We start from the raw sequence: 15,217 nt of genomic DNA, 5'->3' as shown, positions 1-15,217 counted from the left end.
TTCAGCCCAAGGTCGAGGTCAACCCAGCGCCGAGGTCAACCAGCGCCGAGATCAGCCCAGGGTCGAGAGCGGCAGCTCGCGCCGCTCATCCCACGCCTCGGTCCAGCCGAGCCCGTCGAAGAGCGCATCGAGCAGCATGGCGGTGAAACCCCAGAGCGTGCGCTCGCCGGCATCCGTCTGGATCAGGAACGCCGGGCCGCGCCACTCCTGCCTGTCGCGCCGGATCACCGTCACCCCGCGGTTTCCCGGGTCGAGCAGCTCCGCGACGGGAGTGCGGAAGACGGCGGCGCACTCGGCCTCGTCCACGACCCGCACCGGCGAGGGCGACGCCCACCAGCCGAGCACGGGCGTCACGAGGTGCTGCGAGCGCTCGAGCGGCACGACCCCCAACGGGCCGAGCACCTCGACGCCCGTCACGTCGAGGCCGGTCTCCTCGTGGGCCTCGCGCAGTGCGGCATCCACCGGTCCCCCATCGCCCGGATCGATGCGGCCGCCCGGGAACGCGATCTGCCCCGGGTGCGCGCGCAGGCTCGACGCGCGCTCCACGAGCAGCACGTCGAGATCGCGGGAGACGACGGATGCCTCGGCCGGCCGCTCGCTCGGCACCCTGTCCAGCTCGCCGAAGAGCATCAGCACGGCCGCCGCGCGGCCCTCGGCCCCGATCGGCGGCCGCAGGTGCGCGAACGCCTCGCCGGAGGAGGACGACGCGGCGAGCGCCGCGAGCTGGGCGCGGGCGGGCAACGAAGGATCTCGATCCGCGCTTCGCGCTCCTCGACCAGCAGCGGCGCCGGCATCCGGTTCAGGCATCCGTCCCAGCTTCGCACTGATCGTGCATGCCATGGTGCTCTCCCGAGGGAGGCGTTCGGGCCTTCAGAGCCGATCTTCGACGCCCCAACCACACCCACGGCGCACGACGGGATTCAGGGGCGCCGCGCTCGGCTGATCATCGCACCGCCGCCTCCGCGCGATACGGCAGGCCACCGGGAGGAGTGAACAGCGGGGCGAGATCGGATGCCCGGGTCGCAGCCAGCTGCGCCCGGTACACCCGCCCCCAGTGCTCGAACGCCGCGTCGTACTCGGCGACCGCCCCAGCCGAGGGGATGATCGCGCGCCCCGGAGCGCCGAGCGGCGGCAGCTCCGCCCCGACTGCTGCAGCGGCAAGGCGTGCGGCGCCGTAGGCCGTCGCCTCGGGCGCGGTCGACGGCTGCACCGTGAGGCCCGTGACCTCGGCGATGATCTGCGGCCAGAGTGCGCCGGCGCTCGAGCCGCCCGTCAGCACGAGCGAGCCTGCTGCCGTCGCCCTGCCGCCGGTCACCTCTGAAAGGATCGCGAGGTGGCCGCGCACGACATAGGCGGCGGCTTCTTCGATGGCGCGGATGAAGGTGCCGCGGTCGAACGCGGCCGGCGAGTTGATGTCGAAGCCGACGAATGCGGGGGCGGCGTGGTGCCAGGCATCCGTCTGCATGATGTTGGACAGCACCGCGACCAGTCCGTTCGAGCCGCGCGGCGCAGCGCTCGCCCAGCGCTCCATCGCGTCGTATGCGCTGCCGCCCTCTGCCGTCGCATCGGGGCAGAACGCGTCGCGGAACCACCGCATGCTGAGGCCGCTGAGGAAGTTGATGCCCTCGGTCATCCAGCTGTCGGGCGCGACCGCGCACAGCGTGCGCAGCCGGCGCTGCGGGTCGATGAGAGGCTCGTCGCTGATGAAGGCCGTCTGCCAGAAGGTGCCGGCGACCACGGTCGGCGTGCCGCCTTCAGCTCCGATGCCGTGCAGGGCGAGCTGCGTGTCGGCGCCGCCGACGAGCACCGGCGTGCCGATCGGCAGGCCCGTGGCGACGGATGCCTCAGCCGTCACCCCCGCGACGACGGTGCCGCACTCGAGCACCTGGGGCAGGATGCCGCGCGGCAGGTCGACGGCGGCGGCGAGCTCGCCCGACCAGTCGCGCGCGGCCAGGTCGAACAGGGCGCTGCTCGAGCCGCAGGTGGGGTCGGTCGTGAACTCGCCGGTGAGCCGGTGGACGACCCAGTCGCTCAGCATGCCGAAGTGGCGGGTCGCGGCGAAGACCTCGGGCTGCTCCTGCTGCAGCCAGAGCAGACGGGCCGGCGCGGTGATCGAGACCCAGTCGCCGGCGAGCTCGTAGATGCGCTCGGCGAGGCCGCTGTCGGCGAGCTGCTGGGCCTGGCGGCGGGCGCGGCCGTCGGTGTTCGGGCAGGCGAACACCTCTCTGCCGTGCTCGTCGTAGAGCACGAATCCCTCGCGCATGCTCGAGACGCCGACCGCCGCGATCGGGTGGCCGCCGAGATGCCCGACCACCTGGCGGACGGCGTCCGCGGTCAGCCGCCAGCCGCCCGGCGTGTCGAAATCGGCGCCGCCGAGGTGGCCGGGGGTCGGCCGATGCGTCCACTCCCGCGCGGCGCGGGCGACGACCCGGCCGTCCACGTCGAAGGCGATCGCGCGCACCGAGCCGGTGCCGGCGTCGATCGCGAGGAACACCGGCTCATCGGCCGTCACGCGCGCCACCTGAGCTCGCCACCCGTCGTGAACGCGAGGATCTCGTCGGCCAGCATCTGCGCCCCGCGCTGCAGCGTCTCGAAGGTCGCGCCCGCGATGTGCGGGGTGATCACGACGTTGGGCTCGGCGAGCAGCTCGCGCCATGGCCCGTCGCTCTCGCACACGTCGAGCGCGGCGCCGCCGAGATGATGAGATCGGATGCCCGCCAGCAGCGCCTGCTCGTCGACGAGCGACTCGCGCGCGGTGTTGATGAAGAACGCCCCTGGGCGCAGGGCGTCGAACTGCGCCGCGCTCATGAGGTGCCGATTGTCGGCCGTCGCGCGCGCGTGCAGGCTCAGGATGTCGACCTGGGGCAGCAGCTCGTCGAGAGTGCTCACCTGGGTGATGCCGGCGACCGAGCCGGCAGGCACGAACGGATCGTACGCGAGCACCTCGAGGCCGAGAGCCGCCGCGCGCTCCGCGACGAGTCGCGCGACGTTGCCGAGCCCCACGAGCCCGAGCCGGCGGCCTTTCAGCTCGTACCCGAACCAGCGCGCTCCGTCGAAGGTCGACTCGACGAGCCGCTCCCCCGAGGCACGCCGCCGCTCGGCGTCTCGCAGCGATGGCGCCACCTTGCGCAGCAGATCGATCAGGAATCCGATCGTCAGATCGGCGACGGCCGCCGCGTTCTTCCCTGGAGTCGTCGTGACCACGACGCCGTGCTCCGCTGCCGCGTCGAGGTCGACGTTGACGGGGCCGCCCCGCGCGCACGCGAGCAGTTTCACCGACGGATTCTGCTCGATGACCCGCCTGCTGATCGGCGCCCCGTGGAACGCGACCACGCGATGCCCGTCGATCAGCGCGCTCACCTCGGCGGGGTCGCCCTCGAACTCGGCGAGCCCGTCCGTCGGCCAGCTCGGCCGGGCGGTGACGGTCACCGTGGCGGCATCGGCCTCGAGGCCGTGCCTCTGCAGGGCGTCGACGAACAGCTGCGCGTTCATGTAGCTGTCCCCGACGACGAGGATCTCGTGTGGCACGACGTTGTGCTCCTTGTTCGTGTGCGCTGTGGCCCGACGCGTTCGAGATTACCCAGGTCGGGCGTGGCGGTGCGGGGTCTGGGATTGCATTCAGCTCCTCGCTGCCGCAGTTCGCCCCCCCCCCGGACGAGGGCCAAGAATTCAGCTGCGCGTGGGTTTCCTGTTCCCTGATGCGGCCGTGGTCGGATGCGTGACCGACACCTCCACGCGCTCCGACCTCTCCCGTCGCAGCCTTCTCGCCGCCCTCGGCGCCGCCAGCGCCGCAACCGTCATCGGCACCGTCGCCGCCGTCGCGCCCGCAGACGCCGCCATCCCTTCGAGACGTTCACGCCGCAGCGCCCGCGCTCCGACGGCCGCCGGCACCACTAGGCGCGTCACGAGACGACAGTAGATGCCGTTTCGCCCGTCGTTTTCCGGCATCTGCTGTCGTCGCGTGACCGAGCTACCTCAGGCCGAGGTAGGCCTTGTAGGCGGCGTAGTTCTGCGACATCGCGGCGCCGTTCGGAAGGCTCGTGTCTGGCGCCATGTACGACGTGAACTCCCACTCGGTGAGTGGGATGCCCAATGCGCCGAGTGCCCGTAGGTACGGCGTCAGCTTCGACACCGGCACGGCGCCGTTGCCGTCGCGGAGCGGCGTGTAGACCGCCGCCCAGAGCTGGGCGTGCGCGGCATCCGTCTGCTTCTTCGCCGACGCGAAGGCCGCGGCCTCCTGCGCAGGCGTCCACGCGGTCATCTCGAAGCCGTCCTGCAGGTTGACGACATCGACGTGGGATGCCGCGATGAGCGGCGCCATCTCGGTGACGAACTGCTGCGCGCTGAGCCCCGCCGAGATGGCGGTCGGCATCGACGGCGAGACCATCACGGGTTTCTTGCCGTCGTGGGTGTGCAGGTAGTCGCTGACGGCGCCGAGGTACCGCCCGAACTGCGCGGCGCGCGCCGGCGTCGCGACGTTCACCTGGGCAGGCTCGGTGGGGATGTACCAGCCCGCGATGGACGAGCCGTACTTCGCGTAGAGGTCGTCGGCCACTTTCTGCTGCGTGGCGGCGAACGCGTTCAGCCAGGTCTGGTTCGTGATCTTCGACAGGTCGTTCACCGAGTCGGGCACGACCGCGAGGCCGAGCCACACGTGCATTCCCGCCTTCTTGGCGGCGGCGATGAACTGCGGCACTGCATCGTTCCACTGCCAGAAGCCCGTCGAGGCGGCGGCCGGGTACGCGGCATCGCCGGCGTCGTAGTGCACGGACCACTCGATGATGACGTCGGTGTCGCCCGCCGCCTTCTGCGCGGCCATCGCCTGGGCGATCTGGGCGGCGTCGTTCGAGCCGTCGACGAAGTACGGTGACCAGAACGCGGCGCGGAAGGCGGGCGCCGCGGTCTTCGTGGTCGAGAGCGCAGGCACGGCGGCGCGCGTGGTGACGGATGCCGCAGCCGGCGACGCGCCGCCGATCAGCGACACCGTGAGTGCAGCGACCGCGGCGGCTGCTCCCGCGAGTCCGCGCGCGGATGTGACGGACGTGATGATGCTCATGGACGAATACCCCCGTATCGAGTCCGATACCGGGTGGGTTCGTCGCGCACAGACATGCGAGCACTGTCGACCAGATCGATGTGCGCGTCAATGCGTTGACTCCGTGCGATACACGGGTGGCGGCTTTTCGGGTTCCACCACCCCGGGTAGCATCGCCGCCAGTGTCAGCGGCCGGGTTGACCGCGGATCACCACGTTAGGAGGTCACGTCTGACGGGAGGCCGAGAGACGGCCTGAATAGAAGCTGAGAGCGCCCTCCCCCGCTAGGCGACCGCGCCGAAGTCTGCCGCCTGGAGCAGCGGGTGAAAATCCCGCACCCGCGACCCCACGCCGAAGTGGGCGGCGATCGCTGCGATGACGCGGCCGGTCGCGTGGCCGTCGCCGTAAGGGCTGATCGCACCGGCCATCCCGGCATAGGCGACCCGGTCGTCGAGCAGGCGGTCGAGGTGGGATCGGATGCTTTCCCGCGCGGTCCCGACGAGGATCGCGGCGCCGGCCTCGATCGCCTCGGGCCGCTCCGTGGTGTCGCGCGTGACCAGCACGGGCTTCCCGAGCGCCGGAGCCTCCTCCTGCACACCGCCGGAGTCGGTGACGACGACATGGGCGGCGTTGAGAAGCGCGCAGAACTCGGGATAGTCCTGGGGTTCGATGAGCAGTGTGTCCGCACGGTTCCCGAGCACCGGAAGCAGCGCGTCGCGCACCGTGGGGTTCGGATGCATGGGCAGCGCCACCGTGACGTCGTCGTGCGCGTCGAGCACATCGGCGAGCGCCAGAGCCGTGTTGCGCAGGCCCCGCCCCCAGGACTCGCGGCGGTGCGCGGTCACGAGGACGATGCGGCGCCCGGCCGCGACCGCCCGCCGTACAGCCGGTGTGAGGCGCCCGGCCGAGCGGTCGACGGTCTCGAACAGCGCGTCGATGACCGTGTTGCCGGTCACGGCGATCGCCGCATCGGGCACGTTCTCGGCGAGCAGGTTGTCCCGCGCGGTGGCGGTCGGCGCGAGGTGCAGCGCGGCGAGCTGGCCCGCGATGCGGCGGTTCCCCTCCTCGGGGAACGGCGAGCTGAGATCGTGCGATCTGAGACCGGCCTCGAGATGGATGACCGGGACGCCCTGGTAGTACGCGGCGAGCGCGGCCAGCGCCGACGACGAGGTGTCGCCGTGCATGAGCACCGCGTCGGGTCGGCGCTCCTCGAAGAGGGCGAGCAGCGCGGCGAACATGCGGGACGACAGCTCGGCGAAGGTCTGGCCGGGGCGAAGCATCCCCAGATCAACATCGACGGGAACGCCGAAGAACGCGTTCATGCGATCGAGGATCTCGCCGTGCTGGCCCGTGACCGCGACCGTGGTCTCGAAGCGGCGGTCGGCGCGCAGGGCGCGGATGACGGGGGCGAGCTTGATGGCCTCGGGGCGAGTGCCGTAGACGACCATGAGGTGCGGGGCCGACGCGGTGGACTTACGCATGGCGGGCCTTTCTCTGTGCGGAGGTGTCGGATGCCCGAGCGCCGCGTGCCCCATGCGGGGCCTGTGCGGCGAGCAGCAGGGCGAGGACGAGGACGGTCGGGACGAGGAAGACGGTGACCCAGGCGACGACGTCCGGGCCGGGCAGCGCGGGGCTGCGCACGAGGCCGCCCCAGAACCGCGCGGCGGCGGCGGCGATGGCGGTCAGCGCGAGTCCGGCCGCGAGGCGGCCGATCGCCCCGACGCGCGGCCTCACGATCACCGCAGCCGCGAGTACGAGCGCCGCGAGGTGCACGAGTGCGATGAGGGCCGGGACGGCGGCGAAGGCCGGCGCGAGCGCACCGCTGTCGCGCGCGACGACGCCGAGGGCGTCGTCGATGGCCGTCACGGGATCCTGCGGATGGGCGCCGGAGGGGTGCACGACGGCGAACATCACGGCGACCGCGACGATGAAGCCGGTGAACAGGGCGCTGGCCGCCGCCCACGCGACCGCGATCGGTGGCGCGGCGAGGCGCACGAACTCCTCGAGACGGCGGCGCGGTGTGGGGATCGCCCGGCGTCGACGCGGGCGGGGGGACCGCGCATGCGCCGACGCCGGACGCGAAGTGGAGGCGACGTCGGCGGTGATGTCCGTCATGAGTGCCGTCCACGCTGGGGCCGGCGCGTCGTGGTCGCGACGCGCAGCAGCAGGATGAAGGCCGCGATGAAGCCCGCGATGACGAGCAGCGAGCCGAGGTAGCGGTGCACCAGCTCGAAGCCGTCGTCGCCCCAGGTCTGCAGGGCGATCGCCGCGAGGCTGTAGCGCAGCAGGTTGCAGGCGGCGACGAGGCCAGCGCCGATGGCGAGGCCGACGAGCACGCGGCCGAGCGCGAGAGGCCGCACGAGCAGCATGACGCCGACCATCGCGAGCAGCGGGGTGATGAGGATCACGGTCGAGCAGAGCGTCGTGATCTGGAATCCGTTCACGTGTCCGGAGCCGAGGCCGAACCAGACGATCGATCCGGCTGCGGCCGCGTCGCCGTGCACGATCGGAGCCATCAGCACGGCGGCGACGCGCGCCTCGACGTCTCGGAACTGCTCCTGCGCGAGCATCAGCGCACCGGCCAGGGCGAGCAACGCGAGGGCGACGGCGACGGATGCCGCACGGCCGGCGACCCCGGCCGGGCGCCCCGCGATGGCGCTCATCGGGCCGCCTCCAGCGCCGGCGTCGCAGCGGCGGGCGCGGGGGCGGGCGCCGCGTACTCGGCGATCCGCTTGGTCTTCGACCAGCTGGTGCGCCCGAGCACGAGCCGCACGAAGGCGCGGATCACGACGATGTAGCTCTGGTACATGTACAGCCAGTAGACGCCGGCCCAGCCGAGCGCCGTGAGAGCGGTGCCGACGCGCTCGTCGCGCTTCCAGTAGATGAGCGCCCAGATCGCGAACGGCAGCACGCCGGTCAGCACCATGAGCGGCAGCACCCACCACACGGCGGCGACCCAGGCGCCGAGGCCGCCGGGGGCGACCGCGCCCTGCGCGGCCGAGATCAGGAAGACGAGCGGCCACAGGATCGTGCCGACGAGCTGCAGGAACGGCATCAGCAGGAAGTACGCCGCCTCGATGGCGCCCGCGTTCGTGAAGTTGCGCGAGAAGAAGATCTGGCCGAGGTACCTCGTGCACTGCATGCCGCCCTGGCACCAGCGGGTGCGCTGCGTGAGCAGCTTGCCGGTGAAGGGCAGCCCTTCCTGGGCGACGTGGGTGTCGTGCAGGTACACGTTGCGGTATCCGGCGAGCATGACGTGGATGCCGAGCTCGTAGTCCTCGAGGAGCGAGCCGTGCCACGGCGTGCCGGCGTTGCCGGCGATCGCGTCGAGCGCGGCGAGCCGTGTGAACTGCCCGTTGCCGCCGAGCCCGACGGAGAGCGTGTGGCCGCGCAGGCACTGCATCGCGGCGATGGTGGTGCGGAACTCGATGTCCTGCATGCGCACGAGGTAGCGGCCCCACCACTGGCGGGCGCCTCGCGCCTGCGGGATGGGGTGCCGCTCGTTGCGGTTCGACATCCACACCGCGGCCTGGGCGGCCCCGGCCGTCGGGTCGCCGAAGGCGTGCGGGCCGGCGGCCTGCCGCAGCGCGTTCGGCGCGAGCTGCCCGTCGGCGTCGACCACGACGATGACGGTGTGGTCGCGGTCGGCCTCCTCCGGCAGCCATGCGCACAGGGCGCGGTACGCGGCATTGAGCGCGGCGCCCTTGCCCTGGCGCGCGTCGGGCAGGCGGCGCTGGACGAGGTGGATGCGCGGGTCGGCGCTCGCTCGCAGCGAGACGAGCTCGGCCGTGGCATCCGTCGAATCGTCATCGACGATCCACACGTGAGCCTCGGGGAAATCGGCGACCAGCCGGTCGAGGGTGCCCTCGATGACGGTCTCCTCGTCGCGGCACGGCACGAACACGTGCCAGGCGAAGCGGGCCGCGTCGCCGTCCTCGTCCTTCTTCCTGCGCAGGAACGGCACGAGGATCATGCAGACATAGCTCAGGAAGATGACGAGCATCACGAAGGCCAGCGCCTGCAGAGATTCGCTCGCGGTCATCGCGCCGTCCTTCCTGTGCGGCGCCGGCGCGCGGCGGTCGGCCCGGGGAGCGGGCCGGCCGCCGCGGCGGCGGATCGGTCGGCGCCTGCTTCGTTCGCATGCCGCGGCTCGCGGCTGTGCAGGAAGTAGGCCGAGCGGAGCAGGAGCAGTCCTGCGGCCATCAGCGCCGCCAGCGCGATGAAGAACGCGGCGTGCGGCACGCTGGTGCCTGTGGTTGCCAGCACGCCGCCTGTTGCGAGCGTGCCGCCGATCCGTGCATACATGGCGTCGTCCCCCTTGACGCTGTTTTCCGGTTAGTTGGCTGCGGCCGGCGCGGCCGCGTTGCGACGACGGGCGGCCATGACGGCCGCGGCGATCGCGAGGCCGACGGCCAGTGCACCGCCGGCGATGCCGGCGCTGGCCGCGTTGATGACGGGCACCGCCTCGAGGCCGCCGTTCGGACCGACGGTCGCGTTGGCGAGGTTCACCTGGCCGAGCGAGCCGTTCGGGCCGAGGCCCACCTGCAGCGCGGTCTCGGTGAACGAGCCGTCGGCGGCGTGCGTCTGCTCGTTCACGCGCAGTTGCACGGCCGCGGTCAGCGCAGTCGACAGCGGGGCGACGAGGCTCGTCGTCATGCCCGAGAGCAGCGGTGTGATGGTCGCCTTCGCGGTCGTGAGCGCGGTCGAGAGCGGAAGGCCGACGAGGCCGAGATTCGAGGCATCCGTGCTGAGCGTCGACAGCGTGTCATTGACCACCTGCGTGACCTTCGCAGCCACCGCGATCGGGACGTACTGCACCAGGTCGGTGCCGGCCGGCAGATCGTTGATGCTCGAGACGCCCGCGGCGGCGAGCAGGTCGTCCATCGTGATGGTGACCGTGCCGCCCGCGATCGGGTCGGCGACGTTCACGCCCAGGGTGCCCGCCACGCCGAGCACGGTCTTCAGGGCGGTGTCGATCGGGGCGAGCGCGCCGGTCAGCACGGTGCCGCCGACCTGGATCTGCTTCGCCTCGAGCGTGTACGAGCCGCTCTGCGTGCCGTCGGCCGTCTGCTTCGCGGAGGCCGCGAGCAACCCCCACTGCACGTCGAGGCTCGCGGGATCCGTGGCCGGATCGCCGACCGTGATCTCGGCGTTCGAGCCGGGCGCAGGGCTGCCGATGTTGCTCGGCGTGACGTCCGTGCCGATGCCGGCGAGGCTGCTCGCCTGCGAGACCGCGCCCGAGAACGCGACGGACGAGCCGTCGCCGTTCGCCTGCGCGTACTGGCCGACACCGCCGAGCTGGATGATGCCGTTGTCGCCGAACAGGTTCACACCGTTGATCGGAATGCTCAGCGCGCTGAGCGCCGTCGGGTCGAGCGGGGTGTCGCTCGTGACGGCGTCGGAGCCGTCGGTGTTCACGGCCTTCGCGCCGCCGAGCGACGCGACGCTGTCGAGCGCATCCGTCGTGAGCAGCGTCGTGTCGATGAGCCGACCGTCACCCTGTGACACGACCGACGCGGCGTTCGCGCCGGACGGGATGACCAGGGCGAGCGCAAGCCCGATCCCTGTAATGGCGCCGGCGACGCCGAGGCGGCGTCCGGCGGGACTGATGGTGTGCATGTTTGGGCCTCCCCCAGGGTCTGCTCCGGCGGCGAATCCACTACGCCGTGGACCGGAACGCGGCCAACGTACGAACACCGAGGTCGCGCAGGCATCGGTAGCGGCCACTGAGTCACTACTGAAAAGACGAGCGTCCGGATTTCCGTAGCCCCCGACCGCGCCTCCCCCCGTTGAGGGGCAGACAGGTGAGTTGTCGGACAGATGTAATAAAGGCGGATTCACAGAACACCGCACCTGATCGATCTGGGGGGAACGATGGAGGACGGGAAGCTTTTCGGACGCGCTCACGAGGTGGAGTTCGCCCGGCATGCCCTTGCGAGCGGCCGCGGTCTGCTCGTCACCGGTGTGGCCGGCGTCGGGAAGACGCACTTCCTCGCCGAGCTGAGCCGAGTCATGACGGATGCCGGGTCATCCGTTCTGCTGACGAACAGCGCGCACGCGGTGTCCGACCTCGCGGCGCTCGAGGCGCGGCATCCGATCATCATCGTCGACGACGCGCATCGGCTCGACCACCGGCTGCTCGAGCTGCTGTGCGATGACGCCGAGCACGGGGCGGTCACGCTCTGCCTCGCCGGGCCGCCGATCACGGAGGTGCCCGAGTCGGCCGCCGCAGCGCTCACTTCCGTCGTGCAGGCGTGGCTGTCGGGCGCGGGGGCGTCGCGGCTGCGGCTGCCGCACCTCTCGGCCGACGAGACGGGCGCCCTTGCCCGGGCACTCGCGGCACCGCACGAGCTCAGCGCCTTCTGGTGCGAGAAGATCCAGCGCGCGAGCGGCGGCCTGCCTGCGCTGATCGAGGTCTATGTGGCGGATGCCGTGCGCAAGGGCCGCCTGTCGCGGACCCCCGAGCTGCTCGACCCCGAGAGCCGCGAGCTGCCGCCCGCCGAAGCGCTCGAGCAGCTACGCCCACGCCTGGCGGGCCGCGAGCGGCCGCTGCTCACCGCGCTCACGGCGCTCGGCCAGCTCGCCGGGCTGCCGCTCGACCGGGCGCACGTGATCGTGCGCCGCGGCGATATCACTGCCCTCGCCGATGCCGAGCTGCTCGAGATCCGTGCGGACGACGACACCGTGCACGTCATTCCCGCCGTCGCGGACCTGGCCGCGAGCGGGCTCACCGCCGCGGAGGAGAACGAGGCGCTCCAGCAGGCGGCGGATGCGTTCATGCGCTTCGCGCCCGACGGCCGCCGCTCGCCCGTCGAGGCAGCCTTCCTGGTGCGGACCTGGCGGCGTCTGGGGGGCTGCGCCGCTGTCGACGGCTGCGAGCCGAGCCAGGTCGCCGAGGTGGTCCATGCGGCAGCGCGCCTCTACACGCGGGCCGGCCGGGCGCGCCAGGCGCTGGAACTGCTCGAGCAGTGCCCGCACGATGCCCTGACCCTCATCGAGCAGGCACGCGCCCTGACCGCGCTGCACGAGCATGACGAGGCACTCGCACGGCTGCAGGCGGCCGAGCCGCTCGTGAGCGAGCTGCGCGAGGCCCGCATGCTGCTCGGCCGCTACAACGTGCTGCTCGTCTGGCACCTGCGCGACCCCCAGGCGTTCGACGCGGTGGCCGCACGCGCCGGCGCGTGGCTCGACCAGCCGGAGTGGCGGCGCGAGCTCGCCGTGCCGGGCAAGCTGCGCCACCTCTCGCCCCGGCGCGGCCAGGGCACGACGGGGACGGTCCCGAGCGTGCTCGCTGGGCTCCCCGCCCACCGCGGGTTCCGCGCCACAGTGCTCGCCGCGGCCGGCCTGACGCGGGTCACCGGGTGCGGCGACGACGGCGACGAGCTGCTGCGAATGGCGGAGGCGGAGGCCCCCGCAGCCGCGCGGACGGGCTCGTCGACCTCCGCCCTCATCGCCGCCTTCGTCGTTCGCGGCTGCCGGCTGCTCGCCGGACTGATCCGCCAGGAGGACCCCGCCGTGCTTGCTACGGCGCTGCAGCGCGTCATCGACGCCGCGGTCGTCGTCGGCGGCCAGTCCGTGGAGAACCTGGCGATCGCGACGTGGGCCGAAGCACTGTACGCATAGCGCCTCGGTGACGCCCACGCGGCCAGAAGGCACCTCGAGAGCATCGACACGAGCGTGCTGCCCGAGCGGCTCGAGACGTGGATCGAGATCGAGTACGCCCGCACGCTCGCCCACACCGGACGCCTCGCGGAAGCCCACGCGCTCGTGCACAGGCTCACGCCGATCGTCGCGGCAGCAGGCGACGACTGGGCGTCGTTCGGGCTGATGCGGGCGCGGGTGAGCGTGAAGGCCGCGAGCGGGCAGTCGGCGCGCGCCGAGATGCTCGCTCGCAGCGTGGCGCTGCGCCTCGAAGGGGCGGCCCCGGCGCTCGCCGAGCTGATGCTGCGCGAGCCGCGGGCCGGAGTGGAGCTCGCCGCGAGCGCGTCGGCGGTTCCGGAGGCCGAGACGAGCGACGGCGCGACGGAGCGCGACGCCGTCGTCACCCCGATCACCCCCGCCCTGCGGGGACTCGCGAAGGTGCTCAGCGGCCGCGAGCTGCTCGTGGCGCGCCTCGCCGCGGCCGGCCGGACGAACGCCCAGATCGCGAGCGAGCTGTTCCTCTCGGTGCGCACGGTGGAGTCGCACCTGCACCACGCCAGGGTCAAGCTCGGGGTGACGGGCCGCGAGGGGCTCGCGGCCCTCTTCAGCAGTCCGGGAGACCCCTTGGCGCCGGCTCTCTAGGCATCCGCCTCACCCGCGCAGTGCGCCGGCATCAGCCGTGCTTCTCGGCCGTCACCGGCGCGAGCGTGTAGTCGGGGTAGGTGCCGGTTCCGCTGAAGACGGCGGTCAGGCTGCTCGATGAGCCGAAGACCGACGACGGCACCTGCCAGACGTAGTGCCCGCCCCTGCTGGAGACGAGCGGCCCGGAATCGAGCGTGACAGGGCTCCAGTTCCAGCTGTTCGAGTCGTCTGCGTCGCGGTAGATGATGCCGTTCTCGATCATGAACTCGGCGCCGACCCCGCCGAACTGGTAGCCGGTCGAGGTCTGCGAGTCGGTGTCGATGAACACGTGGTCGAACGAGAACGCGACGTTGTAGTCGGCCGAGAACGTCGTCACGTCGGGCCCGAAGTCGATCGCGGCGTCCGTGATCGGCGTCGGGCTCGGGATCGAGGCGGTCACGGTCACCGAGGGCCGCGAGTTCCGCCCGTCCGCCCCGAGAGCGGTGACCGTGAACGTGGCGCCCGCACCGAGCGGGAGTCCGCCGATATGGGCGGAGTGAACGGATGCCGGCAGCGCGAGGGTCTGCACGCCGTTCACGGCGACCGAGTAGCCCGTGACCGTGCGCGCCTGGTCCGCGCCCCAGCTGAGAAGCGCCGAGCCCGCAGACACCGCCGAGACCGTCACATCGCTCGGCGTCGCCGGTAAGGGTCCCGATGCGGGCCGAGTGCTCGCCGTGACGACGCGGCCGCTCGCCTGGGCGCCGGACGCGCTCCGGGCGCGCACGTCGAAGGAGTAGCGGTGCGACGGCACGAGCCCCGACACCGTGTAGGCGAAGCCGTTGCGACCGGCCTGGTCGGCCCCCACCGCTGCGACCTTGACCCCGTTCTCGTAGACGTCGTAGCCCACGGCATCCGTCTTCGGCACTGCCGGCCACCCCAGGGTCACGGTGGTCGCGGTGCGGCTGCGCGCCGCCACCCCGGTCACCGCGCGCGGCGGGGTGACGCGGCTCGGTGTGGCGAGAGCGGATTCCTGTGCCCAGTACGCGTCGGACGGGATGGTGTCGTAGGGGTTCGGAAGCGTGTCGTCGGTGGCGTACACATACCCCGCGTTGTTCGCCTTCGCGGCGGCCATGACGGCGGGCAGCTGCGACTGGTCGACGTCGTAGACGATGTTCCAGAACTTGTCGGGGTCCGCCGTGGCCTGCCAGGGCAGCGGAGCGAGGTCGGCGGTCGGGTCGAGGTAGCTCGACGCCGGGCCCTCGAAGGTCGCGAGCACGTCGGCCGCGTCCTCATAGCACTGCGGCACGCTGATGCCGGGGTTCAGGACCGACAGCGCCCCGAGATGCTGCTCGTGGAGCACCTCGGTCAGATAGCGGTAGTCGTCGGCGAAGGCGCTGCTGCCGCTCGTCGGCCCGCAGGTGTTCATGCCGTCGTCGAAGAAGACGCCGTCGATGGACGCGCCGTAGAAGGAGTACCAGCGGTCGACGTCCTGCTCGGCCTGGACCATCCACGAGGTCGCGTCGGTGTCGCCGAGTCGCGTCGTGCGCACGGGGTCGGAGCCGCCGAGGTAGCCGGTGTCGACGTAGCCGAGGACCTTGACGCCGGCCGCGTGCGCCTTGTCGATGACGCTCTTCCATGCGTCGTCTTCTGCGGAGCCCGGCCCGTTCGAGACGTTGACGACCACGAAGCCGAGCGAGCGGCCGGTGGCGATCAGCCGCGGCCAGTCTGGCGAGGTCGGCGTGATGTAGGCGGCCGCCGCGAGGTGCTGGCCGAGCTGCTGCCGGCTGGCCGGCGAGCTGTGCGAGCCGCCCGCGCCCGGTGTTCCGGCGAGAGCGGGTGCTGCGCCGGCGGCGGTACCGGCGACAGCGAGAGCGGCTGCGAATGCCAGCCGGGTGACGGCGGATGCCTTCATCGTGGTTCA

Annotated in this window: 14 protein-coding genes; 3 read left to right on the top strand and 11 right to left on the bottom strand. The window is 72.1% G+C overall.

What is annotated here, in order from left to right:
- Positions 1 to 51 precede the first annotated feature (51 nt).
- The 3 genes from ABD708_RS09405 to ABD708_RS09395 all read right to left on the bottom strand — a co-directional run bounded on the left by ABD708_RS09405 (position 52) and on the right by ABD708_RS09395 (position 3,528).
- Entirely contained in the window at positions 52 to 807 is a 756-nt protein-coding gene (locus tag ABD708_RS09405; protein WP_425553273.1) for an NUDIX hydrolase, read from the bottom strand.
- A 136-nt stretch (positions 808 to 943) separates the two neighbouring features.
- Positions 944 to 2,512: an FGGY family carbohydrate kinase gene (locus ABD708_RS09400; RefSeq protein WP_344753698.1), complete on the bottom strand. Its 1,569-nt coding sequence runs from the start codon at positions 2,510 to 2,512 to the stop codon at positions 944 to 946.
- Positions 2,509 to 3,528, bottom strand: coding sequence for an NAD(P)-dependent oxidoreductase (locus ABD708_RS09395; protein ID WP_344753696.1), 1,020 nt, complete (start codon positions 3,526 to 3,528; stop codon positions 2,509 to 2,511). Before ABD708_RS09395 ends, ABD708_RS09400 begins: the two co-directional genes overlap by 4 nt.
- Before the next feature lie 190 nt (positions 3,529 to 3,718).
- Here ABD708_RS09395 and ABD708_RS09390 point away from each other — a divergent pair, with 190 nt between their 5' ends.
- On the top strand, positions 3,719 to 3,919 hold the full coding sequence (locus ABD708_RS09390) for a hypothetical protein (protein ID WP_344753694.1): 201 nt from the start codon (positions 3,719 to 3,721) through the stop codon (positions 3,917 to 3,919).
- Positions 3,920 to 3,970: 51 nt separating this feature from the next.
- Here ABD708_RS09390 and ABD708_RS09385 read toward each other — a convergent pair whose 3' ends face one another.
- The 7 genes from ABD708_RS09385 to ABD708_RS09355 all read right to left on the bottom strand — a co-directional run bounded on the left by ABD708_RS09385 (position 3,971) and on the right by ABD708_RS09355 (position 10,653).
- On the bottom strand, positions 3,971 to 5,056 hold the full coding sequence (locus ABD708_RS09385) for a DUF4434 domain-containing protein (RefSeq protein ID WP_344753692.1): 1,086 nt from the start codon (positions 5,054 to 5,056) through the stop codon (positions 3,971 to 3,973).
- A 262-nt stretch (positions 5,057 to 5,318) separates the two neighbouring features.
- The gene (gene wecB, locus ABD708_RS09380; RefSeq protein WP_344753690.1) at positions 5,319 to 6,515 is read right to left on the bottom strand and encodes a non-hydrolyzing UDP-N-acetylglucosamine 2-epimerase; all 1,197 of its coding nucleotides are present in this window, start codon (positions 6,513 to 6,515) and stop codon (positions 5,319 to 5,321) included.
- The gene (locus ABD708_RS09375; protein WP_344753688.1) at positions 6,508 to 7,149 is read right to left on the bottom strand and encodes a hypothetical protein; all 642 of its coding nucleotides are present in this window, start codon (positions 7,147 to 7,149) and stop codon (positions 6,508 to 6,510) included. Before ABD708_RS09375 ends, wecB begins: the two co-directional genes overlap by 8 nt.
- On the bottom strand, positions 7,146 to 7,697 hold the full coding sequence (xrtS, locus tag ABD708_RS09370) for an exosortase S (RefSeq protein ID WP_344753686.1): 552 nt from the start codon (positions 7,695 to 7,697) through the stop codon (positions 7,146 to 7,148). The genes ABD708_RS09375 and xrtS overlap by 4 nt, the downstream gene beginning before the upstream one ends.
- Positions 7,694 to 9,076, bottom strand: coding sequence for an XrtP-associated glycosyltransferase (locus ABD708_RS09365; protein WP_344753684.1), 1,383 nt, complete (start codon positions 9,074 to 9,076; stop codon positions 7,694 to 7,696). Before ABD708_RS09365 ends, xrtS begins: the two co-directional genes overlap by 4 nt.
- The gene (locus ABD708_RS09360; RefSeq protein WP_344753682.1) at positions 9,073 to 9,339 is read right to left on the bottom strand and encodes a hypothetical protein; all 267 of its coding nucleotides are present in this window, start codon (positions 9,337 to 9,339) and stop codon (positions 9,073 to 9,075) included. The genes ABD708_RS09365 and ABD708_RS09360 overlap by 4 nt, the downstream gene beginning before the upstream one ends.
- 30 nt (positions 9,340 to 9,369) lie before the next feature.
- Entirely contained in the window at positions 9,370 to 10,653 is a 1,284-nt protein-coding gene (locus ABD708_RS09355) for a PVV-CTERM domain-containing choice-of-anchor G protein (RefSeq protein ID WP_344753680.1), read from the bottom strand.
- A 255-nt stretch (positions 10,654 to 10,908) separates the two neighbouring features.
- On the opposite strand from ABD708_RS09355, the gene ABD708_RS09350 reads away from it, so the two are divergent.
- Positions 10,909 to 12,657 carry a hypothetical protein gene (locus ABD708_RS09350; protein ID WP_344753678.1) on the top strand — a complete coding sequence of 583 codons (1,749 nt, stop codon included), beginning with the start codon at positions 10,909 to 10,911 and terminating at the stop codon, positions 12,655 to 12,657.
- Between the two features lie 54 nt (positions 12,658 to 12,711).
- The gene (locus ABD708_RS09345) at positions 12,712 to 13,317 is read left to right on the top strand and encodes a response regulator transcription factor (protein ID WP_344753676.1); all 606 of its coding nucleotides are present in this window, start codon (positions 12,712 to 12,714) and stop codon (positions 13,315 to 13,317) included.
- A gap of 31 nt (positions 13,318 to 13,348) precedes the next feature.
- On the opposite strand, the gene ABD708_RS09340 is transcribed toward ABD708_RS09345, so the two are convergent.
- Positions 13,349 to 15,208, bottom strand: coding sequence for a spherulation-specific family 4 protein (locus tag ABD708_RS09340; protein ID WP_344753674.1), 1,860 nt, complete (start codon positions 15,206 to 15,208; stop codon positions 13,349 to 13,351).
- Positions 15,209 to 15,217 lie beyond the last annotated feature (9 nt).

This window comes from Gryllotalpicola koreensis, from assembly GCF_039538185.1.
Lineage (GTDB): Bacteria > Actinomycetota > Actinomycetes > Actinomycetales > Microbacteriaceae > Gryllotalpicola > Gryllotalpicola koreensis.
This window is presented reverse-complemented; position numbering and strand designations above follow the sequence as displayed.